Source organism: Citrobacter arsenatis, assembly GCF_004353845.1.
Classification (GTDB): Bacteria; Pseudomonadota; Gammaproteobacteria; order Enterobacterales; family Enterobacteriaceae; genus Citrobacter; species Citrobacter arsenatis.
In genome coordinates this window covers 693,628-717,308 of sequence record NZ_CP037864.1, presented here as the reverse complement: position 1 = coordinate 717,308, position 23,681 = coordinate 693,628, and the positions used below count along the sequence as shown (strand labels likewise).

Here is a 23,681-nt window from a genome sequence, read left to right as displayed (position 1 = left end):
AGAAAAACGCGAGGTTTTAAGAACATTCCGCAAGGGATTTAAAAGACAGGGAAAGTTGCAGGGCACGGCGGATACCGTGCCCTGGAAGGTCGATTAGTGTTCGCGCGTTTTGCGGAACTGAACGTCAGGGTAACGTTCCTGGGTGAGATTCAGGTTAACCATGGTCGGCGCGATATAGGTGAGGTTATCGCCGCCATCCAGCGCCAGCTGAATTTCGTTTTTACGCTTAAATTCTTCGAATTTCTTCACGTCTGAACACTCTACCCAGCGCGCAGTCGCTACGTTGACCGACTCATAAATCGCTTCGACGTTGTATTCGCTCTTCAGACGAGAGACCACCACGTCGAACTGCAGCACACCGACGGCGCCCACGATCAGATCGTTGTTAGCGATTGGACGGAAGACCTGCACTGCGCCCTCTTCTGACAGCTGAACCAGCCCTTTCAGCAGCTGTTTCTGCTTCAGCGGATCCTTCAGGCGAATACGACGGAACAGCTCCGGCGCGAAGTTCGGAATACCAGTGAACTTCATCATTTCGCCCTGGGTAAAGGTATCGCCGATCTGAATAGTGCCGTGGTTGTGCAGACCAAGAATATCGCCCGGATACGCTTCTTCCACGTGAGAACGGTCACCGGCCATAAAGGTCAGCGCATCGGAGATAACCACGTCTTTACCAATGCGCACCTGGCGCATTTTCATGCCTTTCTCGTACTTGCCGGACACCACGCGCATAAATGCCACGCGGTCGCGGTGTTTCGGATCCATATTGGCCTGAATTTTAAACACGAAGCCGGTGAACTTCTCTTCAGAAGCTTCAACGACACGGGTGTCGGTTTTACGCGGCATCGGCGCAGGTGCCCACTCCACTAAACCGTCCAGCATATGGTCAACGCCGAAGTTACCCAGCGCGGTACCGAAGAAGACCGGGGTGATTTCGCCTGCGAGGAACAGCTCATGGTCGAATTCGTTAGACGCGCCCTGCACCAGCTCCAGTTCGTCGCGCAACTGCTGCGCCAGGTCTTCGCCCACGGCAGCATCAAGCTCCGGGTTGTTCAGACCTTTAACAATACGCACTTCCTGAATGGTGTGGCCTTTACCCGTCTGGTACAGGTAAGTTTCGTCTTTATATAAGTGATAGACTCCTTTGAACAACTTACCGCAGCCAATCGGCCAGGTGATCGGCGCACAGCCGATTTTCAGCTCGTTCTCAACTTCATCCAGCAGCTCCATCGGGTCACGGATGTCGCGGTCGAGTTTGTTCATAAAGGTCAGGATCGGCGTATCGCGCAGACGGGTAACTTCCATCAGCTTACGGGTCCTGTCTTCAACACCTTTTGCTGCGTCGATAACCATCAGGCAGCAGTCCACCGCCGTCAGTGTACGGTAAGTATCTTCAGAGAAGTCTTCGTGCCCCGGGGTGTCCAGCAGGTTCACCAGGCAGTCATGATACGGAAACTGCATCACGGAGGTGGTAATCGAGATACCACGCTGCTTTTCCATTTCCATCCAGTCAGATTTGGCATGCTGGCTGGAGCCACGGCCTTTTACCGTACCGGCGGTCTGAATCGCCTGTCCGAATAACAGTACCTTTTCAGTAATTGTCGTTTTACCGGCATCCGGGTGAGAAATAATGGCAAAAGTGCGGCGTTTGGCCACCTCTTGCAAATAAGGAGACAACGTCATAGTCAAATCTTCTTAGGTAAGCACGGCAATGGGCCGTGCAAGTTGAATACGAAAAATTGCGGCTATTTTACCCATCAACGGGGGGGAGGCAATCAGTGTTTACACAAGAGCTGCTCCAGTTCGTTTAATGACGCTACGGTCCAGGTCGGCTGAATGCCCGCTGGCTGCTCGCGGTGGTGCGTATTTAGCCAGCAAGTGAATAGGCCGGCGTTAATACCGCCAAGAATATCGGATTCTGCGGTGTCGCCCACCATCAGCACGCGGGAACGGTCAGGATTGCCCGCCTGTTCCAGCGCATGGTCAAAAATACGGGGATCGGGTTTTGCCACGCCAACCTGCTCAGAAATCACCAGCAGGTCAAAATAGTCGCGCAGCCCCGTCCGCTCAAGGCGGATTTGCTGCAACGCCGTAAAGCCGTTAGTAATGATGCCGATTTTCGTTTTACCCCGAATCGCATTGAGCAGAGAAACCGCCCCTGGCAACGGCGAGCAAATCTCCGCCATCGCATTAATGAATGCGTCATTAAGCTGGCCTGGCTCTACCTTCAGGCGTTCAGCCCAGCTCTGGAAACGGGCATGCTGCAGTTGTAATGAGGTAATCGCGCCGTTTTGATAATCCACCCACAGCGGTTTATTCACAGCCTGGTAGTCCTGGAAATCTTCAGCGGTAAAGGTAATGCTATAGTCAAGAAACATCCGCTGTAAGCCGGTAAACGAGTCAAACGTAAACAGCGTTTCGTCGGCATCAAAGAAAATCCAGTCCCACTTCTTCATCATTACACCTTGTCTTACATGCTGATTGGCAATGCCATGATAATGGCGTCTTCATGACCATCGGCCGTTGGATAGTAATTGCGCCGGATCGTCGCCTCGTTAAAGCCTAAGCTTTCGTACAGCGCGATAGCGGCGGCATTTGAGGCGCGCACCTCAAGCCACAGCGTCAAAATGCCACGCGTTTCCAGCTCATCGATCAGGTGCTCCAGCAGGTCACGCCCCAGGCCCCGGCGCTGAAAGTCAGGATCGACGGCAATATTGAACAGCGTAGCTTCATCCAGCACGACCTGCGTAATCGCAAAGGCGGCCATCACGTCGTCAACCCTCAACTGAAAATTGAGGTAGCGATCGCCCTGGTTGCTGGCAAATGTTTTTTCACTCCACGGAAAGGCGTGGGCGCGTTTTTCAATCTGAAATGCTGCTGGTAAATCAGTCGGTTCGAGGGAAGAAATCGTGTTCATATGCGCAGATTTGTTGCCATAACGCGGCGCGGGCCGCTGGGTTTTCCCGTAATTCATTAAACGCAGGACTCGCGACCTGAGCGCCCTCTAGCAGCAGCGGCTCATCGGTTCCCAGCCGCCAGCTATTGCAGCGACCACCCTGCGGCAGCATGGCGACACGGTCAGGCGTCAGTTGTAAAACCTGATCCGGGCTGACGGTTAATGCGCGTAAAAAATCGCTCATCAACGGCTCGGTTAGCGCGGGTAACTGTTCAGCCACCATCACCAAACGGACGTGCGCAGGAATCGAAATCGCGATCTCCCCCTGCAGCGCGCCGGGACGACGCAACGACCACTGCGTAATGCCCAGTTGCTGTAACTGCCAGTCTCGTCGGGATGTCATAGCGAAACACTCCTGTAATCAGGGGCGCAAATATAGCAAATTTGTCGAATCCGCGCCATCAAACAACTATAATCCCCCGCTGTACAATTTAAGGAGCACTCCATGTCTGCTTTTACCCCGGCAAGTGAAGTCTTGCTGCGCCATAGTGATGATTTCGAACAAAGCCGTATTCTGTTTGCCGGTGATTTGCAGGATGACCTGCCTGCCCATTTTGAAAGCGCCGCCAGCCGTGCGCATACTCAGCAGCTTCACCACTGGCAGGTGCTTAACCGCCAGATGGGCGACAACGTCCGCTTCAGCCTCGTCGCGCAGGCCGATGACGTTGCCGATAGCGACACGCTGATCTACTACTGGCCGAAGAATAAGCCGGAAGCCCAGTTCCAGTTGATGAATCTTCTGTCACTGTTACCGGTGGGCACCGATATTTTTGTTGTTGGCGAAAACCGCAGCGGCGTACGTAGCGCAGAGCAGATGCTGGCCGAGTACGCGCCGCTGAACAAAGTCGACAGCGCACGTCGCTGCGGCCTGTACCACGGTCGTCTGGAAAAACAGCCGGTCTTTGATGCAGAAAAATATTGGGATGAATACCAGACCGACAATCTGACCATCAAAACGCTGCCGGGCGTATTCAGCCGTGACGGCCTGGATGTTGGCAGCCAACTGCTGCTCTCCACCCTGACGCCGCACACCAAAGGCAAAGTTCTGGATGTCGGCTGTGGCGCAGGCGTACTCTCCGTCGCCTTAGCCAGCCACTCGCCAAAAGTGCGCTTAACCCTGTGCGATGTTAGCGCCGCCGCGGTTGAAGCCAGCCGCGCAACGCTTGCCGCCAACGGGATTGAAGGTGAGGTCATCGCCAGTAACGTCTTTTCTGACGTGACGGGCCGCTTTGATATGATCATCTCCAACCCACCTTTCCATGATGGGATGCAGACCAGTCTTGATGCCGCGCAAACGCTGATTCGCGGCGCAGTACGCCATCTCAACAGCGGCGGTGAGCTGCGTATCGTGGCGAACGCCTTCCTGCCTTATCCGAAGGTACTGGATGAAGTGTTTGGCTTCCACGAGGTTATCGCGCAAACCGGGCGCTTCAAGGTCTATCGCACCATCATGACGCGTCAGGCGAAAAAAGCCTAACGGATGCAGGCCGGAAAAGGCATTTACGCCACTATCCGGCCTGACACCAAGCAACGCCGGATGGCACAATTGCTTATCCAGCCTGCATCAAACGCCAGAAACCGAAGAAACGCCTTTTTTTTCGGCAATCACGTTAAGTTCGATAATTAACTGTTGACGCCCTGCATAAAATCTCTAGAATTCGCCTCCGTGGTAACGATACTTTTTGAGTGTCGATGGTATGCGAAGGTGGCGGAATTGGTAGACGCGCTAGCTTCAGGTGTTAGTGTCCTTTCGGACGTGGGGGTTCAAGTCCCCCCCCTCGCACCATAATCCACGTTGATATTGCTCGCACTGGGCGAAGGTGGCGGAATTGGTAGACGCGCTAGCTTCAGGTGTTAGTGTCCTTAGGATGTGGGGGTTCGAGTCCCCCCCCTCGCACCAACGAGGCGATATCAAAAAAATAAGATGACTGTGCGAAGGTGGCGGAATTGGTAGACGCGCTAGCTTCAGGTGTTAGTGTCCTTAGGATGTGGGGGTTCGAGTCCCCCCCCTCGCACCAATTATCTTATCTCCTTCTCGATGTTCTTCCCTGTTTTGTTCATCCCTGATTCCAGTTCATCATTACCAGAACAATGCCGCCGATCAGCGCCGCGCATGAAGGCAGCAAAACAAAATGCCGTAAACGCTTGTGATATAACATAAGTGAAGTCAGCAGTAATCCTAATACAATCATCGCCTTCCATACGTAGACCGACAGGTCACTAAATGCCATCCCGGCAATGAGCATTCCCGGCAGCAGAACACCCCATCCACTGCCCAGCGTACGTTGCAACATGGTACCACCTATGACATTGATAATGATAACCAATATCATATGGTAAAATTTCTCATTTGTCAGCTATGAGGCACTATCAATTATATGAGTTTTACTTAACGATTGATGACATGAATAATCTAAGGTGATAAATTGCTCGCCGATTAGCTTTCCAACTAAAAACAATAAAGACCTCAGCGAATGATATCCCGTTCGTTATTTGTTTTATTTACCAACACACCTTCGTATATTACAGATAACTAACAATATTTACCTATGACAGTACAATCCTGGCGAACTCTGCGCACCAAAAAATACCAACTCTCTTTACGACTGTTTCTGCTGCTCAACGCCGTCTCCGCGCTGTTTACGCTTTTTTTCCCACTGTTTGCCGTCAAAGCCTTATCGATACCGGCGTTGCTGATGTTCGTGATGAGTACATTGTTGCTGGCATGGCACGGGAAATATGCGGATAAAAAAATTAATCTCCCTTTTATTTCAATCGTTTTTGGCTTGCTATGGGCATTACATATTTTCCTGAAATATAACGCGCTAGGTCATAATGATTATTATTTTCTATTAATCGCCCTTCTGAGTGTGCTGTTTATTGGTTCTATCGCTTTTGCCAATAATATCATCGCATTTACGCTTCACTCATTGCCTTCCGTCGCCGTCTGTTTATGGCTAAACGGCAGCGAGCATGGGTTACGAATTTTCTATTTTATGGCGCTGCCCATGGCCGGAATCGCCATCCAGCATGTGATACAAAAGCGCTACGATGGCTTCGCCCAGCAACTGATGTACAAACTGCTGGAAGAACGGGAAACCTTGAACGGACTCAGCATGCTGGACCCGCTGACCGGTTTGTACAATCGCCGGGGGCTGCAACACAGACTCGATACGTTGTTAGCCCTGAGCAACTCGAAGCACTACGTACTGCTGCTGGATATCGACCATTTCAAAGCCTATAACGATCATTACGGGCATATGATGGGCGACCAGGCACTGATCCGCGTTTCTGCCGCGATTCGTGACTCCGTACGCTCCCGGGACGTAGTGGCGCGTTTTGGCGGTGAAGAGTTTATGGTTTTGCTGACCGCAGTCGATCCCCAGCAGGCGCAAGCTGCCGCCGAACGCATTCGCCAGAAAGTGTACGATCTTAAGATTCCCCACATGTTCAATGAGAGCGTGGCAACCAACGTAACCGTCAGTATCGGCATTGCGCCTCTGATTGAGCAGGATATTGAGGCGGCTATTGCCCGAGCGGATAAGGCCCTTTATGAGGCCAAGAGTCTTGGGCGCAACAGCACGCTGGTCAGCGATGAACTGCGGGTGAATTGCCCTTCTACCTGAGCTATCTGTGCGGTACCGCCCGGGATTGCGACAAATATCTTGCCATCGTTAATTGTCAACTATAGGATTAGCAATCATTATCATTTAGATTAACATCCTTATATAGTCATGGCTTATCGTTCCGCACCGATCGTTGAAGATGTCATCTGGCGTAGCCATCCCCCTGTGGCGATGCCTTCGCTGGCTGCTGCCGTACGCGCAACGATAGCCAAAACTCGCGAGCACCTGCTGGACTTCATTCGTCTGGACGAAACGCCTGTACCAGGAGCGATGACGCTGCATGAATGGACCCAGCCGACGACGCTAAGTTCGCTGCTGGCTATCTACTCAGACCATATCTATCGCAATCAGCCCACGCTTCCACGCGAAAATAAGCCGCTGATTTCGCTCTGGGCGCAGTGGTATATCGGCCTGATGATGCCTCCGCTCATGGTGGCCCTGCTGACGCAAAAAGAAGCTATCGACGTCTATCCTGAACACATGCACGTGGAATTTCACGAAACGGGCCGTGCTGCCTGCTTCTGGATCGACGTACATGAGGATCGCCAGGCCACGGCCCAGTCTCCTCAACAACGCATGGAAACGCTGATTCTCTCGGCGCTGACGCCGGTCGTGCAGGCGCTGGAAGCGACGGGAGAGATCAATGCGAAACTTATCTGGAGCAACACCGGATATTTAATTCACTGGTATTTAACGGAAATGAAGCCGTTATTAGGTGAAGAACTACTGAACACACTGCGCCAGACCTGCTTTTTTGAGAAACAACTCTCCAGCGGCCAGGATAATCCCCTGTGGCGGACCGTTGTTCCGCGTGAAGGTCTGTTGGTGCGCAGAACCTGCTGCCAGCGCTATCGCCTGCCAGATGTTCAGCAATGCGGTGACTGTACGCTGAAGTAAGCGAGGAGCGACTGCCCCTCGCCAGCTAGTTATGCAACCTGCTGATTTTCCTCTTCTATACGCTGTGCTTCTTCTTTTTCCTGCGCTAATAGCTGCTTTTCGTAGACCTTAAAGAACGGGAAGTAGATGATGGCCGACACCAGCGCTAACAGCACGACCAGGATCGCCGCACGATAATCCCAGCCCAACGCCCACGCCGCGCCAACCGGTGCTGGTGCGGTCCAGGGAACCACTGAAATCACCCGCCCAATTAAATCCAGCTTCATCGCCGCCCATGCCAGTACCGCATTCACCATCGGGGCCAACAGGAAGGGAATAAAGAACACCGGGTTCATAACAATCGGCGTACCGAAAATCACCGGTTCGTTAATATTAAAAATGCTGGGGACCACACTCAAACGCCCAATCGAGCGTAAATGAGCCGAGCGACTCCGCAGGTAACAAATCACCAACCCCATCGTCGCACCAGAACCACCAACCACGATGAAGAACGTCCAGAATGCTTCCATAAAGATATGCGGTAAAGGCGCACCCTGCGCCAGCGCCGACTGATTCATCCCAAGATTGGTGAGCCAGAACATTTGCAGCATTCCCGACACAATAGCCGCGCCGTGAATACCGGCAAACCACAGCAGATGGCCAATCAGTACCGCCAGCAGGATCGCCGGGAGAGAATCAGCGGCGGATACCAGTGGTTTAAAGATGGCCATGATGGCCTGTGGAATCAGCATATCAAACTGCGACTGTATCACCAGGCTCAGCGGGTACAGCGTCAACACCACCACCAGCACCGGGATCAGCAGATCGAAGGAGTTTTTGATCATCGGCGGTACCTGGTCGGGTAAACGGATGCCGATGTTATGCGCCTTCAGGAAGCGCATCATTTCAACGCAGTAAATGGCCACCAGAATGGCGGTAAAAATCCCCGTACCGCCCAGGCTATCAACCGGCATCGTGCCTTTGGTTTTCGGCGCGGCAATCAGCAAAAAAGCCATGATCGACAGCATCGCACACATAAACGGATCTAACTGGTGCGACTTCACATAATGCTTACCCAGGTTATAAGCAATAGCCGCACATATGTAAACCGACATGATCCCCATTGTCATATCAAACGGCGTGAGGATTTGGCCTTCAAACTGTTTCGCCATATCCAGCCACGCGCGGGCAAACCCCCATGTGGTATCCGGAGAAAAAGGCGGGTAGGCGAAAACCAGCAGGAACGAACCTACAATCATAAAGGGCATCGCCGAGATAAAACCATCACGAATTGCCATTACATGACGCTGTGAAGATATACGCCCGGCGACAGGACTAACGTAATTCTCAACAAAGCGGAAAATCACATTAAATACAGCATGGTTAGCAGACATAGCCGTTCTCCCATTGTGCAAAACCCTGCAACCGCGCTGGCATCAACACCACCACGTAAAACCCATTACTACTTTTCGCAACCGTGCCGGGAGAAACACCAGCCTTACCGCTTTTTGAGTTAAGTTTCATAGATGGCTCTTATTATGTGATACAGAGGAAGTGACAACTTCAGTAATAATCGCCATTTCAGCATTCTGCAACCGGTTACTGTAACCGGTTTCTTTGATTGTGAAGACGATCGAAAAACTGCTGATGTTGCCATGTTGTTACATTAAAATATTTACAGCGAGCTTGCCCTTATGACAAATTACGCCATGCGGTTTTCTGCTGTGCGGAGCTGCCTGTAGGCACCAGGGAGAGAGAAATGAGTTTGCAATCAGTACGTCAATTTTTAGCGCAACATGCACCAGATATCGAGATTATCGAATTAAACCAGAGCACGGCAACCGTCGAGTTGGCAGCGAGAGCTCATAACGTCGAACCAGGTCAAATTGCAAAAACGCTTTCGCTAAAGGTGAAGAATGACATCATCCTGGTCGTCGCTAAAGGCGATGCCCGGCTGGATAACAAAAAGCTAAAGAGTACGTTTGGCGCCAAAGCCCGTATGTTAAGTAGCGATGAAGTCGTAAGCGCGACAGGCCATCCCGTTGGCGGCGTATGTCCTTTCGGACTGGAAACGCCGATTTCAGTGTACTGTGATGTTTCTCTGAAGCACTACGCTGAAGTGCTGCCTGCCGCAGGTGCCATCCACAGCGCGGTTCGCATCACGCCTGAAAGGATGGCTGAACTGACTTCCGCCACCTGGGTTGATGTCTGTCAGTAATATTTCACGCTTCCTACCGGCAACTGAAACCGACACGAAAACGTTAATGTTGTCTGTCACTAAACCGCCTGCAGGAAAGGGGTTGGCTCTCCGGCACGCAGATACAGGAGAATATCAGCAGCATCCAGTAACCCCGCATCTGAGCTAACACCCAGTTTGGACATCACATTAAATTTATGTGCCCGAATGGTTTTAATGTTTCGTTCAAGCTGAACAGCAATTTGCGGCATCGAAAAGCCATTTGACATAAAGCGCAATATTTCGCGTTCTGTCGGACTGAGCATACGGCTTTGATTGATATACCAATGATTTTTCGTGGCTTCGGCTCCTCGCCCAGGGCTGTTCAATGCTGTAAATAACGCATCCTGCAGCACCGTTAACGAAGAAGATTTACTCACAACGCCATCCAGCGGCAACGGTGACAGAGAGCCGATTAAACGCGCCTCCGCGTCATCATCAGCTATCACCACGCGGCGAACACGCGGAAAATTTACCGCCAGTTCCGTCAAATAGGCCAATCCGGCCCTGCGATCGGTTCTAATTGCAGAGAGGGAGAAAATGATCGCCGAAAACGACGTATTTAACATTGCCTGACTAAAAGCGGGCTGGTTTGTAAACAGATGTAGTTTATATTGATCATCTGGCATGGTATTAAATAAACTCTTAATACCCACGCTACTCATTGCGCACTTTTCTACCAGTGCAACGTTTCTTTTGATGCTTCTGTTTTCCATTCCGTGGTTTCTCCATAAACTGAAGGTAAATTCAGTTCTCGCGATCCTTGAGAACTGTTTATCCAGGCGTACATTTCTGCATTGCTATTTATCGACAAACGACGCATAGCACTGTTCTTTTGGGCACTGATTGTTTTATTGCTTTTCTTCAGCAACGCCGCAATCTGGTTAATTCCCCAGCCTTTGCCAAGGAGCCGTAACACTTTCCTTTCCGAGAGAGTGAGAACGATTGACCGTACGTTATGATCTAACAATTGGGGTACAGCTGGTGGAGAGAGCAGCGCCTTGCTTATTCTCTCAGCGCGAGTATTTCCCGCTTGAATTACATTTACTAAGCTTTCAATCGGCTCAGCGTCAGAGAGCAACGAACTGACAGGGCACATCAACAGCTCAACCGCCAGAGGATAAAAAATACGAGAGACAAGAAATACCCAGTGGATATCGCGATATTGAGATAATAAAGAATAATATTGTTCGCAGACTGAACGAGGATGATTACAGTTTCCGGTTAAATCAGCAATCACCAAATCAGCACACCGCAGCTGTAACAATGTCAGTTCTTCAACTGAACGACAGTAGGTAAGTTCATAATCAGCGAACTGCGCCTGCATTACACCTTTAAGTCCAGTTTGTATAATAGGCAATTTACTAATAATAATTGCGTTTTTGCAGCGTCCTGGCAACATATCCCCTCCACATTCACCAGTCCGTAATCGTACTTAATTCAGATTTTCCAAGTAAATTAATAGAATTAACTCACGGGAAAACACTCCGAACAATAAACGGGGTGAATTGTTTATCCTTGGATTTTATTTAAATAAACGTTTCGGTCCTACTATCCAAATAGCGTCACACTATCAAACCATTATTACAATAATGGCGCATAAAAACATTATCTGTACAATTAAAAGAACTACAATAGATCATTAGCATGACTTACATATTTGCCTTTCGGGAAAATAGCACGACATTTCAGTGATGTTTCCCTCTCACTCCTCAGCGAGAGAGGCGGTTCACTGCGATAACCGTACCACCTGCGTCTTTTTTCGACACAAAGATTGATCTTAGCCAGAGCCATTGGGCTTATGCTTCATGATAAAAAGAAGACATTCATCACTCAAAGAGATCCTTTTCAGTCAGAGCGAACCATGCAAACAGAGCAGTCGTCACAGCGAACGGTTACACGGTTATGTATTCAATGCGGTCTTTTTTTACTTCAGCATGGGGCAGAAAGCGCGCTGGTTGACGAGCTATCCACCCGCCTCGGGCTGGCGCTTGGCATGAACAGCGTCGAAAGTGCCATCTCCTCTAACGCTATCGTCCTGACCACCATTAAAGACGGGCAATGCCTGACCTCAACGCGAAAAAATCAGGATCGCGGGATTAACATGCACGTCGTGACGGAGGTGCAGCACATCGTTATTTTGGCGGAACACAAACTGCTGGATATTAAAGGCGTAGAGAAACGCTTTAGCCAGATTAAGCCGCTGCGCTATCCAAGATGGCTGGTCGCTTTTATGGTTGGCTTATCCTGCGCCTGCTTTTGTAAACTCAATAACGGCGGATGGGATGGCGCGGTGATCACCTTTTTCGCCAGCATGGTGGCGATGTATATCCGCCAGATTCTGGCGTCGCGGCATTTGCATCCACAAATCAACTTTTGCATCACCGCGTTTGTGGCGACCACGATTTCCGGCCTGCTGCTAACGTTGCCAGCGTTTAACCACACCCCAACCATCGCCATGGCCGCCAGCGTGCTGCTGCTGGTTCCGGGTTTTCCGCTGATCAACTCGGTCGCGGATATGTTTAAGGGACACATTAACACCGGGCTCGCCCGCTGGGCTATTGCCAGCCTGCTGACGCTGGCGACCTGCATTGGCGTCGTCATGTCGATGACGTTATGGGGGCTGCGCGGATGGGCGTGATCGATTTTATTTTGGCGCTAATGCAGGACATGATCCTGTCGGCGATCCCAGCGCTCGGCTTTGCCATGGTGTTTAACGTACCGCATCGGGCGCTCCCCTGGTGTGCGTTGCTCGGCGCGCTCGGGCACGGTTCACGCATGGTGATGATGAGCGCAGGGTTTAATATTGAATGGTCGACCTTTATGGCCTCGCTGCTGGTCGGCTGCATTGGGATCCAGTGGTCGCGTTGGTATCTGGCGCATCCGAAAGTCTTCACCGTTGCGGCTGTGATTCCCATGTTTCCTGGGATCTCCGCCTACACCGCCATGATCTCGGCGGTAAAGATCGGTCATTTTGGCTATAGCGAAGCGCTGATGATCACCCTGTTGACCAATTTCCTCAAAGCCTCATCAATTGTCGGCGCGCTCTCCATCGGACTGTCCGTACCGGGATTATGGCTGTATCGCAAACGCCCGCGCGTGTAGTGGCACGCTTTTTTAGCATCTCGCAGAGAGGGGAATCGCCCCCTCATCTGCTGCTCTCCTCCTTCTCTGTGTTACTATAAAAGCAGTCCCCTTCTCGGTTGTTGTTCAGTATTGAGAAACATTATGCCCAGCAAAATTTTGACGCCGGACGTCACGAGCATTGACGCCTTACTACACGATCACCACGCGGTGCTGGCCAAATCTGCGGGCGGTGCCGTAGCCGTTTTCGCCAATAACGCGCCAGCGTTTTACGCGGTGACGCCTGCAAGACTGGCTGAGTTGTTGGCGCTTGAAGAGAAACTGTCGCGCCCGGGAAGCGATGTGACGCTGGATGCACAATTTTATGAAGAGCCGCAGGCCGCCCCCGTTGCCGTGCCAATGGGGAAATTTGCAATGTACGCTGACTGGCAGCCCGATGCCGACTTTCAGCGCCAGGCCGCTCTGTGGGGCGTGGCGTTAAGAGAGCCGGTCACCGCCGAAGAGCTGGCCTCATTTGTGGCCTACTGGCAGGCCGAAGGCAAAGTCTTTCACCATATTCAGTGGCAGCAAAAACTGGCGCGCAGCATCCAGATTGGCCGGGCCAGCAATGGCGGAATGCCGAAGCGCGATGTGAACAATGTCAGCGAACCTGACAGCCATATTCCACCGGGTTTTAGAGGATAACGATGAAAAACGTTGGCGACCTGATGAAACGTCTGCAAAAAATGATGCCGGCTAATGTCGAACCCGCCTTTAAAACGGGCGAGGAGCTGCTGGCGTGGCAAAAAGAGCAAGGTGAAATTCGCGCCGCTGCGCTGGCCCGCGAAAACCGAGCTATGAAAATGCAGCGCACGTTCAACCGTTCCGGGATCCGTCCGCTGCATCAGAACTGTTCATTCGATAACTATCGGGTAGAGTGCGAAGGCCAGATGAACGCCCTGAGCAAAGCCCGTCAGTACGTTGAAGAGTTTGACGGCAATATCGCCAGCTTTATCTTCTCCGGCAAGCCCGGCACCGGTAAAAACCATCTGGCCGCCGCCATCTGCAACGAACTGCTGCTGCGCGGCAAGTCGGTACTGATCATTACCGTGGCTGATATTATGTCGGCGATGAAAGAGACCTTCAGTAACCGTGAAACCAGCGAAGAGCAGTTGCTCAACGATCTGAGCAACGTAGATCTGCTGGTGATCGACGAGATCGGTATGCAGACCGAATCGCGCTATGAAAAAGTGATCATCAACCAGATCGTGGATCGCCGTTCGTCCTCAAAACGCCCAACCGGCATGTTAACCAACAGCAATATGGATGAAATGAACAAACTGCTGGGCGAGCGCGTGATGGATCGTATGCGCCTTGGCAACAGCCTGTGGGTCATCTTTAACTGGGAAAGTTACCGTAGCCGGGTAACCGGTAAAGAGTATTAACGTATTAGGACCACTCCTAAGACTGCCGGCGCTATACTGCGCTGAAAAGGCATAACACGAGTTGCATATAATGATGAAAACTTCCAAACGTCTGCTGTGCTGTGCGCTTGCCGCCAGCACGCTCATCTCCACCAGCGTTTTTGCCGCCTCCTGGCAGGATTCGCTCTCCAGCGCGGCTAGCGAACTGAGCAAACAAAGCTCCGGTTCGCAGGGCAGCTCGTCGCTCTCTTCCCTGACCAGTCTGCTGAATGGCAGCAATCAGTCGCTGACCTCCAGCAGCATGAATAACGCTGCCGGGATCCTGGAATATTGCGCGAAACAGAAGCTGGCCTCGGTCACCGACACGCAAAACGTCAAAAACCAGGTGCTGGATAAACTGGGTCTCAGTGCCCCTGAACAGAAGCAAGACACCAACTATATGGACGGTATTCAGGGTCTGCTCAACGCCAAAGATGGTCAACAGCTGGACCTGAACACGATTGGTAACAGCTCGCTGGCGAAGCAGGTAAAAACCAAGGCCTGCGATCTGGTGTTAAAACAGGGTATGAACTTCATTTCCTGACGCACGACATGCCGCGTATAACCTACGCGGCATCAATTCTTTACTCCATTACATTCACACGTCAAATAACCAATAAATCCCCTGCAAAAAACACGCATATCTAAACCAATTCTGAATAACAACGTAATTTAATGTCACTACAATTGCAGCAATATAACATCGCTATTACATTGTGCTTTCCCCTTATGATTAGCCTGCCAGGCATGTGCCCGGTTTACTGAGGATCGACCGTTGTCAGAATTAATCTCCATCACTCTGTTTCTCGCGTCAGTGCTGATATACGCCTGGAAAGCGGGTCGCAACACCTGGTGGTTTGCCGCCACGCTAACGGTGCTGGGGATTTTTATTGTCTTGAATATCACGCTGTATGCCAGTGACTATTTCACCGGTGACGGTATCAATGACGCGGTTCTGTATACCCTGACCAACAGCCTGACCGGCGCGGGAATTGGAAAATATATCCTGCCGGGCGTTGGGATCGCGCTGGCACTGACGACCGTTTTTGTCGCTCTAGGCTGGATCCTGCGCCGTCGTCGCCATCACCCACATCACGTGGGTTACAGCCTGTTAGCTCTGCTGCTGGCATTGGCTTCCGTTGACGCCAGCCCAGCGTTTCACCAGATAACCGAACTGGTTAAGTCCCAGTCGCGCGATGGCGATCCGGATTTCTCGACCTATTATAAAGAACCGTCGAAAACCATCCCTAACCCGAAGCTGAATCTGGTTTATATCTACGGCGAAAGTCTTGAGCGCACCTATTTTAACGACGATGCCTTCCCGAATCTGACCCCGGAACTCGGCGCGTTGAAAAACGAAGGCATGGATTTCAGCAACACCATGCAGCTTCCGGGCACCGATTACACCATCGCTGGCATGGTCGCCTCCCAGTGCGGTATTCCGCTGTTTGCGCCATTTGAAGGCAACGCCTCGGCGTCGGTCTCAAGCTTTTTCCCCAACAATATCTGTCTGGGCGATATCCTGAAAAACTCCGGCTATCAGAACTACTTTGTGCAGGGAGCCAACCTGCGGTTTGCCGGCAAAGACGTGTTCCTGAAATCTCATGGCTTTGATCATTTGTACGGCGCAGAAGAGTTAAAAAGCGTGGTTGCAGACCCGGCCTATCGCAACGACTGGGGCTTCTACGACGATACCGTACTGGACGAAGCGTGGAAAAAATTCGAAGAGCTTTCGCGCTCGGGCCAGCGCTTTTCACTGTTTACGCTGACCGTCGATACCCATCATCCGGATGGATTTATCTCACGCAGCTGCAACCGTAAACGTTATGACATCGACGGGAAGGCCAATCAGTCGTTCAGCGCGGTTAGCTGTAGCCAGGAAAATATTGCCGAATTTATCAATAAAATCAAAGCATCACCGTGGTTTAAAGATACCGTTATCGTGGTTTCTTCCGATCATCTGGCGATGAACAACACCGCATGGAAGTATCTGAACAAACAGGATCGCAACAACCTGTTCTTCGTGCTGCGCGGCGACCAGCCGCAGCAGGACACGCTGGCGGTGAAACGTAACACCATGGATAACGGTGCGACGGTACTGGATATTCTCGGCGGCGATAATTTTATCGGCCTTGGCCGCAGCAGCTTGTCGAGCGAATCTGTGTCAGAAGTCTTCATGAACATCAAAGAAAAAATGCTGGCGTGGAAGCCCGATATCATCCGCCTGTGGAATTTCCCGAAAGAGATGAAAGAGTTCACCGTCGACCAGGACAAAAATATGATCTCTTTCTCCGGTAGCCATTTCCGCCTGCCGCTGCTGCTGCGCGTATCGGAAAAACGCGTCGAGCCGCTGCCGGAAAGCGAATACTCGGCCCCGCTTCGTTTCCAGTTGGCAGATTTCGCCCCGCGCGATAACTTTGTCTGGGTCGATCGCTGCTACAAAATGGCGCAGCTATGGGCGCCGGAGCTGGCGCTCTCTACCGACTGGTGCGTTTCGCAGGGTCAGTTAGGCGGCCAGCAAATCGTGCAGCACGTCGACAAAGCGAAATGGAAAAGTAAAACCGTATTTAAAGACACGGTGATCGACATGGAGCGCTACAAAGGCAACGTCGATACGCTGAAAATTGTCGATAACGATATTCGCTACAAGGCAGATAGCTTCGTCTTTAACGTGGCAGGTGCGCCGGAAGAGGTGAAACAATTTAGCGGTATTTCACGTCCCGAATCCTGGGGACGCTGGTCCAATGCGCAGCTCAGTGAAGAGGTAAAAATCGAATACAAAGCGCCATTGCCGAAAAAATTCGATCTGGTTATCACCGCGAAAGCCTTCGGCGATAACGCCAATCGTCCTATTCCCGTGCGCGTTGGCAACGAAGAACAAACGCTGGTATTAAGCCATGATGTCACCACCACGACCTTGCATTTTGATAACCCGGCGGATGCCGATACGCTGGTAATTGTCCCGCCCGATCCGGTTGCTACCAACGAGGGCAATATTCTCGGCCACTCGCCGCGTAAGCTTGGGATCGGGATGGTGGAAATCAAAGTAGTGGCAGCTCAGGGTTAAAAAAAACAGCGCCCAACACCACACCGGGCGCTGCATGGCAACCTTATTCCAGACCGTTCACCGCCTGGCGCATACCTTGCACCAGAATCATCTCCAGGTTAGCCGTCACCTGCCCGGCAAGCCCTGGTAACAACGTCAAATCCTCGCCCCAGTGCGCCGCATCGCCAAGCACAGTATCCACCAGTTCACGCAGCGTTAAATCATTGCCCACTCGCGGCCACAGGCTGGCATACAAGCTTACCCACTGCTCATCATCCTGTATCGGATAGCGTTCCCCGTCGCGCTCGGCGCGATAAAACGCCAGTAATGCAGCAAGGGCAAACGTTAACCGCACGGGCCAGCGCCCATTTTGTTGACCCGCCAACAGCTGCGGCAAAATTCGGGTGCGGAATTTAGTCATCCCGTTAAGCGCAATGGAAAGCAGCTGGTGGCGAATATAGGGATTCTGAAAACGCCCGCTTACCGCGTCGGCAAATTCTCGCAGTTCATCCGCCGGAAGATCCAATACCGGTATAATTTCCTCGCCAATCGCCCGCTCGACAAAGCGGTGAACATCGGCATCCTGCATCGCCTCGCCGACGGTCTCCAGCCCGCACAGCCACGCCACCGGCACCAGCGCCGTATGCGCGCCATTAAGAATGGCAACCTTGCGCTCTTTGTACGGTTTGATATCGCTCACCACGCGGATATTCAGCGGGCACTGCGCCAGCTTCAGCTCCTCGGCCAACCACTGCGGTCCCTGGATCACAAACAGGTAAAAATGCTCCGCGGTATCGAGAAACGCATCGTGATAACCAAGCGAAGCTTCCAATGCGGCGGCTTCTTCACGCGGATAACCGGTGACAATACGGTCAACCAGCGTCGAACAGAACGTATTTGCCTTTTCCACCCAGTCAGCAAACGCCGGAGGAAGCTGCCACTCCTGTGCATACCGCAGCACCAGTGTTTTGAGCGCCTCACCGTTATAGTCGATAAGTTCGCAGGGGATAATCACCCAGCCCTTATCCGCCGTCCCCGCAAAGTGATTAAAACGCTCCAACAGCAGGCGCGTCAGTTTGGCCGGAAAACTCACCGGCGGCGCATCATCCGCACGGTCTGTCGCGTGATAGCTAATTCCGGCTTCGGTGGTATTCGAAAACACATAACGGATGTCCGCATTGTGCGCCAGCGCCAGATACGCGGCGAAATCCTGATACGGATTGATTTCGTTATTCACCGAACGGATAAGCCGCGCCTCGCTCACCGCTTCACCCTGCTCGTTAAGCCCGCGAATCAGCGTGGTATATAGCCCGTCCTGGATATTCAGCGACGGCGGAAAATCGGTATCGATCGGGCGAACGATGGTCACGCCAGCGTTCAGATTGGTATGCTCGTTGAGGATATCCAGTTGCCAGTCGACAAACGCCCGCAGAAAATTCCCTTCACCAAACTGGATCACGCGGGTTGGGTAGCTGGTCCCCGGAAAATCACGTCTATTCAATGTTTTCATCGCATTTACCCTCTCAGAACGTGATCACGCCTTTAATCAGTTCACGGTTGTTGATCACATCCCGCTCATAGATTTCTGCCAGTTTGGTAAACGCGTAACGGTGCGTGAGCATCATGTCAGCGGTCAGTTTGCCTTCCGCCATCAGACGCCCCACTTTGGCGAAATCTTCCGGTGTGGCGTTACGACTGCCCATCATGGTGGTCTCTTTTTTGTGGAACTCAGGATCGGAGAACTGCAAATCACCTTTAAACAGCCCAACGAAAACGATGCTGCCGCCATGGCGAATCAAATTCACCGTGTTGTTCATCGCATGCTGATTCCCCGTGGCATCAATGACCTTTTGCGCCAGCGAACCGCCAAACTGGTCACGCAACTGCGCATCAAAATCGTCAGCGGATGGGTCGATAACCGGGAGTCCCAGCCGGGAAACCACATGCTCCCGGCGCGCCGGACTGGTATCGGCAACCACCACCTGCGCGCCATCGGCTTTGGCAATCGCCGCAGCGCCCAGACCAATCGGACCGGCACCGACCACCAGCACCTGCTCACCTGGCGCCACCGCCGCCCGGCGTACCGCATGTGCGCTGATGGCGTAAGGCTCAATCAGCGCCGCCGCCTGCGGGTCAATCCCCTGCGCATCCAGCAGGTTGGTCACCGGAACAGAAAGATATTCACTGAAACCGCCATCCTGATGCACGCCAATCACTGAAATCTTCTCGCAGCAGTTGGTACGCCCGCTCAGGCATGCCGGACACTGCTGGCAGGCCACGTAAGGAATAACCGCCACCTGCTGACCATTTTTCAGATTCTGTATATTTTTTCCCAGCCCGACAATTTCCCCACATATTTCATGACCTAATACACGTGGATAGCTGAAAAAAGGCTGATTGCCTCCCCAGGCATGAATGTCGGTACCACAAATCCCTACCGTCTTAATTTTTATTAATGCTTCACCCTCATCCGGAATAGGTATTTCACGTTCTTTCCAGACTAATTTTTTAGGTTCCTGGCAAATCAACGTATTCATCGTAGACATGATTCTGCTCTCCTGTTTTTTTGTTGCCCCAGATATCAACGAAAATAAAAAAGCCGGAGAAAGGAGAAACACAATCTGTGAAATTCAGCGCATAAAAATGTTTTAAATCGGGTTTTAATAGCCAAAAAGGAGAAGCCATGAGCCGTTCGCAGAACTTACGCCACAATGTGATTAACCAGATAATCGATGATATGGCTCGTGGTCATATCCCCTCCCCGCTTCCGTCGCAAAGCGCACTGGCGGAGATGTACAACATCAGCCGTACCACCGTGCGCCATATGCTGAGCCATTTAGTCGAGTGCGGCGTACTGACCCAGGTCAGCAGCCACTATGTCATCGTGCGTAAACCCGACCATGACGACGGTTTTGCCTGCACCTCCGCCTCCCTGACCGAACAAAACCGGATTTTTGAGCAGGCGTTTTTCACCATGATCAACCAGCGCCAGCTGCGCGCGGGCGAGAGCTTCTCCGAACTGCAGCTTGCCAGAGCCGCGGGCGTAAGTCCGGTAGTCGTGCGGGAATATCTTTTAAAATTCGAACGTTACAACCTGATCAAAAATGAAAAACGCGGTCAGTGGAGCATGAAGCAGTTCGATCAGGCCTATGCAGAGCAGTTGTTTGAACTCCGAGAAATGTTGGAAACCCATTCCCTGCAGCATTTTCTCAATCTGCCCGATGATGACCCGCGCTGGCTGCAGGCTAAAACGCTGTTGGAACGCCACCGGATCCTGCGCGACAGCATCGGCAGCAGCTTTCGTATGTTCTCGCAGCTAGACCGTGAATTTCATGCTTTGCTGCTCTCCGCAGCCGATAATATATTTTTTAATCAATCACTTGAGATAATTTCCGTGATTTTCCATTTCCATTATCAATGGGATGAAAGCGATCTCAAACAACGCAATATCATTGCCATCGATGAGCATATGACCATCCTCAGCGCGCTGATTTGCCGCAGCGACCTGGATGCCACCCTGGCGCTCTGTAACCATTTGAATTCAGCCAAACAATCAATGATTCGCTCCATCAACCAGAGTCACCGCGCCACCCATTAAGTACCGATAAAAAACAGCAAACCATTACCGGGAGCACGATTTTATAAAAATAAAAACGCCTGAAAAATACCTCTTGCCTATGCTCACGCTAAGTCGACTGCATTAAAAACTTTTGTGAGCGGTGATGAGCAAATTGATTCATCACTGGTATTTTTTTCAATACTGCACAGCATGGCTGTGTGAAAAATAAATTATTGAGGTTCAGGAGTCCGGCGTGGAAAAAAATAATATTACCCTCGACCCGAGTTCTTCGTTTGGCACGTCGTCATCTGCGGATATTAATGTTCCGCCTGAAGGCATGGTGCAACGCAGTAGCCGAATAAAACGTATTCAGACCACAGCAATGATTTTATTATTTTTTGCTGCGGTAATTAATTACCTCGATCGCAGTTCTTTGTCGGTCGCCAACTTAACGATTCGTGAAGAACTGGGGCTGAGCGCCACGCAAATCGGCGTGCTGCTGTCGGTGTTTTCTCTCGCTTACGGTATTGCGCAACTGCCCTGCGGTCCGCTGCTGGATCGTAAAGGTCCGCGCATTATGCTGGGGCTGGGGATGTTCTTCTGGTCGCTGTTTCAGGCGCTGTCCGGCATGGTGCACAGCTTCACTCAGTTTGTGCTGGTGCGTATCGGGATGGGGATCGGTGAAGCGCCGATGAACCCGTGCGGCGTAAAGGTCATCAACGACTGGTTTAACATCAAAGAGCGCGGTCGCCCGATGGGATTATTCAACGCCGCCTCGACCATCGGGGTTGCCATTAGCCCGCCGATTCTGGCCGCCATGATGCTGGTAATGGGCTGGCGCTGGATGTTTATCACCATCGGCGTACTGGGTATTTTCCTCGCCATCGGCTGGTACATGCTGTATCGCAACCGCGAGCAAATTGAGCTGAGCGCCACGGAACAAGCGTACCTGAACGCTGGCAGCGTTAATGCCCGCCGCGATCCGCTAAGTTTTGCCGAATGGCGCAGCCTGTTCCGCAACCGTACCATGTGGGGCATGATGCTGGGCTTTAGCGGCATCAACTATACCGCATGGTTATATTTGGCCTGGCTGCCAGGCTACCTGCAAACCTCCTACAACCTGGATTTAAAAAGCACCGGATTAATGGCGGCGATCCCGTTCCTGTTTGGCGCAGCCGGCATGCTGATTAACGGTTTTGTCACCGACTGGCTGGTGAAAGGCGGTATGGCGCCGATTAAGAGCCGTAAGATTTGTATTATCGCCGGGATGTTCTGCTCAGCGGCCTTCACCTTCGTCGTGCCGCAGGCCACAACGTCGATGGCCGCCGTGTTACTGATCGGTATGGCGCTGTTCTGTATCCACTTCGCCGGTACCTCGTGCTGGGGCCTGATCCACGTCGCCGTCGCCTCACGCATGACCGCTTCCGTGGGCAGTATCCAGAACTTTGCCAGCTTTATCTGCGCGTCGTTTGCGCCGATCGTCACCGGATTTATTGTTGATACCACTAACTCTTTCCGCCTGGCGCTGATCATTTGCGGCTGCGTCACCATGGTGGGCGCCCTCGCCTACATCTTCCTGGTGCGCCAACCCATTAGCGACCCGCGTAAAGATTAAACCTCCAGATGCCCGATAACACCGCGCTTATCGGGCATGTTATGCTCCTCATATGAACATCACCTTGCGCACCACTACTCTGGCAGACACTGCCACTCTCCCCGCCATCGAACGATCTGCGGGGCAACGTTTTTTACTCATCCCCGAACTGGCATGGATTGCTGACGACCAGATTATCTCGGCTGCTCAGCATCGGGGATTTGCCGCTGCTGGTATGAGCTGGCTGGCGCAGGTCGATGGGCGTCCGGTCGGTTTTTTGGTTGCCGAAACGCTGGGGTCATCGCTGTTTATTGCTGAACTTTCACTGCATCTGGAGTGGCAGGGAAAAGGTATTGGCCGCAGATTGATTGACTATGTTGCCGAACAGGCACGCGAGAAAGGTTATACGTCGCTCACGCTGACCACCTTCCGCGATGTGCCGTGGAATGCGCCATTGTATGCACGACTGGGATTTGAAATGCTGGCTGAAGAGACGCTTTCGCCGGAATTGCGCGAAAAAAGAGCTGAAGAGGTAGCGCACGGGCAGACGTACGAACGACGCTGCGCCATGCGCCTGATGCTGCGCTAGTTGCCCGATGACGGCTACGCCTTATCGGGCCTACGTAACTTTCCCCGTAGGCCCGATAAGCGACAGCGCCATCCGGTAGCCACGTAACTTACCCACAGGCCGGATAAGCGACAGCGCCATCCGGCAGCCACGTAACTTACCCCGTAGGCCGGATAAGCGACAGCGCCATCCGGCAACCACGTAACTTCCCCGTAGGCCGGATAAGCGACAGCGCCATCCGGCAACCACGTAACTTTCCCCGTAGGCTGGATAAGCGACAGCGCCATCCGGCAGCCACGTAACTTACCCCGTAGGCCGGATAAGCGACAGCGCCATCCGTCAGCCACGTTGCTTACCCCGTAGGCCGGATAAGCGACAGCACCATCCGGCAACCACGTAACTTTCCCCGTAGGCCGGATAAGCGACAGCGCCATCCGGCAGTCACGTAACTTACCCACAGGCCGGATAAGCGACAGCGCCATCCGGCAGCCACGTAACTTACCCCGTAGGCCGGATAAGCGACAGCGCCATCCGGCAACCACGTAACTTCCCCGTAGGCCCGATAAGCGACAGCGCCATCCGGCAGTCACGTAACTTACCCACAGGCCGGATAAGCGACAGCGCCATCCGGCAGCCACGTAACTTACCCCGTAGGCCGGATAAGCGACAGCGCCATCCGGCAGCCACGTTGCTT

25 protein-coding genes and 3 tRNA genes are annotated in these 23,681 nt (G+C 52.3%); 16 read left to right on the top strand and 12 right to left on the bottom strand.

Features of this window, described 5'->3' with window-relative positions; all coding sequences use genetic code 11:
• Positions 1 to 93: 93 nt before the first annotated feature.
• From prfC to holD, 4 genes are all read right to left on the bottom strand, one after another.
• Positions 94 to 1,683 (bottom strand): peptide chain release factor 3, encoded by a 1,590-nt coding sequence (prfC, locus tag E1B03_RS04385; protein WP_016151601.1) that lies wholly within the window; start codon positions 1,681 to 1,683, stop codon positions 94 to 96.
• Between the two features lie 92 nt (positions 1,684 to 1,775).
• Complete coding sequence (gene yjjG, locus E1B03_RS04380) at positions 1,776 to 2,456, bottom strand: pyrimidine 5'-nucleotidase (protein ID WP_103768472.1); 681 nt, start codon at positions 2,454 to 2,456, stop codon at positions 1,776 to 1,778.
• Between the two features lie 14 nt (positions 2,457 to 2,470).
• Positions 2,471 to 2,917, bottom strand: a complete 447-nt coding sequence (gene rimI, locus E1B03_RS04375; RefSeq protein ID WP_103768473.1) for a ribosomal protein S18-alanine N-acetyltransferase — start codon at positions 2,915 to 2,917, stop codon at positions 2,471 to 2,473.
• Positions 2,886 to 3,299: a DNA polymerase III subunit psi gene (gene holD, locus E1B03_RS04370; RefSeq protein ID WP_103768474.1), complete on the bottom strand. Its 414-nt coding sequence runs from the start codon at positions 3,297 to 3,299 to the stop codon at positions 2,886 to 2,888. Before holD ends, rimI begins: the two co-directional genes overlap by 32 nt.
• 102 nt (positions 3,300 to 3,401) lie before the next feature.
• Here holD and rsmC point away from each other — a divergent pair, with 102 nt between their 5' ends.
• The 4 genes from rsmC (at position 3,402) to E1B03_RS04350 (ending at position 4,974) form a co-directional block, all read left to right on the top strand.
• Positions 3,402 to 4,433: a 16S rRNA (guanine(1207)-N(2))-methyltransferase RsmC gene (gene rsmC / locus E1B03_RS04365; RefSeq protein WP_133085742.1), complete on the top strand. Its 1,032-nt coding sequence runs from the start codon at positions 3,402 to 3,404 to the stop codon at positions 4,431 to 4,433.
• A gap of 222 nt (positions 4,434 to 4,655) precedes the next feature.
• Positions 4,656 to 4,742: transfer RNA gene (locus tag E1B03_RS04360), tRNA-Leu, on the top strand.
• Positions 4,743 to 4,770: 28 nt separating this feature from the next.
• Positions 4,771 to 4,856, top strand: a tRNA-Leu gene (locus E1B03_RS04355).
• 32 nt (positions 4,857 to 4,888) lie between these two features.
• Positions 4,889 to 4,974: transfer RNA gene (locus E1B03_RS04350), tRNA-Leu, on the top strand.
• 39 nt (positions 4,975 to 5,013) lie between these two features.
• On the opposite strand, the gene E1B03_RS04345 is transcribed toward E1B03_RS04350, so the two are convergent.
• A complete protein-coding gene (locus E1B03_RS04345; RefSeq protein ID WP_207949459.1) occupies positions 5,014 to 5,289 on the bottom strand; it encodes a DUF1435 domain-containing protein in 276 nt (91 codons plus the stop codon).
• Between the two features lie 216 nt (positions 5,290 to 5,505).
• Here E1B03_RS04345 and E1B03_RS04340 point away from each other — a divergent pair, with 216 nt between their 5' ends.
• Both E1B03_RS04340 and fhuF read left to right on the top strand, forming a co-directional pair.
• A complete protein-coding gene (locus E1B03_RS04340) occupies positions 5,506 to 6,582 on the top strand; it encodes a GGDEF domain-containing protein (RefSeq protein ID WP_133085740.1) in 1,077 nt (358 codons plus the stop codon).
• Between the two features lie 108 nt (positions 6,583 to 6,690).
• A complete protein-coding gene (fhuF, locus tag E1B03_RS04335) occupies positions 6,691 to 7,479 on the top strand; it encodes a siderophore-iron reductase FhuF (RefSeq protein WP_133085739.1) in 789 nt (262 codons plus the stop codon).
• A 29-nt stretch (positions 7,480 to 7,508) separates the two neighbouring features.
• Here the strand turns inward: fhuF and E1B03_RS04330 are convergent, their stop codons facing one another.
• Together E1B03_RS04330 and E1B03_RS26185 are read right to left on the bottom strand one after the other, a co-directional pair.
• On the bottom strand, positions 7,509 to 8,852 hold the full coding sequence (locus E1B03_RS04330; protein ID WP_103768478.1) for a PTS sugar transporter subunit IIC: 1,344 nt from the start codon (positions 8,850 to 8,852) through the stop codon (positions 7,509 to 7,511).
• Positions 8,842 to 8,982 (bottom strand): hypothetical protein, encoded by a 141-nt coding sequence (locus tag E1B03_RS26185; protein WP_165955293.1) that lies wholly within the window; start codon positions 8,980 to 8,982, stop codon positions 8,842 to 8,844. Before E1B03_RS26185 ends, E1B03_RS04330 begins: the two co-directional genes overlap by 11 nt.
• 235 nt (positions 8,983 to 9,217) lie before the next feature.
• Here E1B03_RS26185 and E1B03_RS04325 point away from each other — a divergent pair, with 235 nt between their 5' ends.
• Complete coding sequence (locus E1B03_RS04325; RefSeq protein WP_133085738.1) at positions 9,218 to 9,676, top strand: YbaK/EbsC family protein; 459 nt, start codon at positions 9,218 to 9,220, stop codon at positions 9,674 to 9,676.
• A gap of 59 nt (positions 9,677 to 9,735) precedes the next feature.
• Here E1B03_RS04325 and bglJ read toward each other — a convergent pair whose 3' ends face one another.
• Both bglJ and E1B03_RS04315 read right to left on the bottom strand, forming a co-directional pair.
• Entirely contained in the window at positions 9,736 to 10,410 is a 675-nt protein-coding gene (bglJ, locus tag E1B03_RS04320) for a DNA-binding transcriptional activator BglJ (RefSeq protein WP_103768480.1), read from the bottom strand.
• Positions 10,371 to 11,096 (bottom strand): helix-turn-helix transcriptional regulator, encoded by a 726-nt coding sequence (locus E1B03_RS04315; RefSeq protein ID WP_133085737.1) that lies wholly within the window; start codon positions 11,094 to 11,096, stop codon positions 10,371 to 10,373. The genes bglJ and E1B03_RS04315 overlap by 40 nt, the downstream gene beginning before the upstream one ends.
• Positions 11,097 to 11,558: 462 nt before the next feature.
• Between E1B03_RS04315 and E1B03_RS04310 the strand changes: the two genes are divergently transcribed.
• From E1B03_RS04310 to opgB, 6 genes are all read left to right on the top strand, one after another.
• The gene (locus E1B03_RS04310; RefSeq protein ID WP_146051416.1) at positions 11,559 to 12,335 is read left to right on the top strand and encodes a threonine/serine exporter family protein; all 777 of its coding nucleotides are present in this window, start codon (positions 11,559 to 11,561) and stop codon (positions 12,333 to 12,335) included.
• The gene (locus E1B03_RS04305) at positions 12,326 to 12,799 is read left to right on the top strand and encodes a threonine/serine exporter (RefSeq protein ID WP_016151589.1); all 474 of its coding nucleotides are present in this window, start codon (positions 12,326 to 12,328) and stop codon (positions 12,797 to 12,799) included. Before E1B03_RS04310 ends, E1B03_RS04305 begins: the two co-directional genes overlap by 10 nt.
• 123 nt (positions 12,800 to 12,922) lie before the next feature.
• Entirely contained in the window at positions 12,923 to 13,462 is a 540-nt protein-coding gene (gene dnaT / locus E1B03_RS04300) for a primosomal protein DnaT (RefSeq protein ID WP_103768483.1), read from the top strand.
• A 2-nt stretch (positions 13,463 to 13,464) separates the two neighbouring features.
• Positions 13,465 to 14,202: a replicative helicase loader DnaC gene (gene dnaC, locus E1B03_RS04295; protein WP_043018319.1), complete on the top strand. Its 738-nt coding sequence runs from the start codon at positions 13,465 to 13,467 to the stop codon at positions 14,200 to 14,202.
• A 70-nt stretch (positions 14,203 to 14,272) separates the two neighbouring features.
• Positions 14,273 to 14,764 (top strand): YjjA family protein, encoded by a 492-nt coding sequence (locus E1B03_RS04290; RefSeq protein WP_133085736.1) that lies wholly within the window; start codon positions 14,273 to 14,275, stop codon positions 14,762 to 14,764.
• A gap of 231 nt (positions 14,765 to 14,995) precedes the next feature.
• Complete coding sequence (gene opgB / locus E1B03_RS04285; protein ID WP_133085735.1) at positions 14,996 to 17,287, top strand: phosphatidylglycerol--membrane-oligosaccharide glycerophosphotransferase; 2,292 nt, start codon at positions 14,996 to 14,998, stop codon at positions 17,285 to 17,287.
• Between the two features lie 43 nt (positions 17,288 to 17,330).
• On the opposite strand, the gene E1B03_RS04280 is transcribed toward opgB, so the two are convergent.
• Both E1B03_RS04280 and E1B03_RS04275 read right to left on the bottom strand, forming a co-directional pair.
• The gene (locus E1B03_RS04280) at positions 17,331 to 18,776 is read right to left on the bottom strand and encodes a tagaturonate reductase (RefSeq protein ID WP_133085734.1); all 1,446 of its coding nucleotides are present in this window, start codon (positions 18,774 to 18,776) and stop codon (positions 17,331 to 17,333) included.
• A 13-nt stretch (positions 18,777 to 18,789) separates the two neighbouring features.
• A complete protein-coding gene (locus tag E1B03_RS04275) occupies positions 18,790 to 19,812 on the bottom strand; it encodes a zinc-binding alcohol dehydrogenase family protein (RefSeq protein WP_133085733.1) in 1,023 nt (340 codons plus the stop codon).
• A 137-nt stretch (positions 19,813 to 19,949) separates the two neighbouring features.
• On the opposite strand from E1B03_RS04275, the gene E1B03_RS04270 reads away from it, so the two are divergent.
• The 3 genes from E1B03_RS04270 to E1B03_RS04260 all read left to right on the top strand — a co-directional run bounded on the left by E1B03_RS04270 (position 19,950) and on the right by E1B03_RS04260 (position 23,008).
• On the top strand, positions 19,950 to 20,864 hold the full coding sequence (locus E1B03_RS04270; RefSeq protein WP_133085732.1) for a GntR family transcriptional regulator: 915 nt from the start codon (positions 19,950 to 19,952) through the stop codon (positions 20,862 to 20,864).
• A gap of 214 nt (positions 20,865 to 21,078) precedes the next feature.
• A complete protein-coding gene (locus E1B03_RS04265) occupies positions 21,079 to 22,440 on the top strand; it encodes an MFS transporter (RefSeq protein ID WP_003830025.1) in 1,362 nt (453 codons plus the stop codon).
• A gap of 52 nt (positions 22,441 to 22,492) precedes the next feature.
• Entirely contained in the window at positions 22,493 to 23,008 is a 516-nt protein-coding gene (locus tag E1B03_RS04260) for a GNAT family N-acetyltransferase (RefSeq protein ID WP_133085731.1), read from the top strand.
• 14 nt (positions 23,009 to 23,022) lie between these two features.
• Here the strand turns inward: E1B03_RS04260 and E1B03_RS04255 are convergent, their stop codons facing one another.
• Complete coding sequence (locus E1B03_RS04255) at positions 23,023 to 23,625, bottom strand: hypothetical protein (protein WP_133085730.1); 603 nt, start codon at positions 23,623 to 23,625, stop codon at positions 23,023 to 23,025.
• Positions 23,626 to 23,681 lie beyond the last annotated feature (56 nt).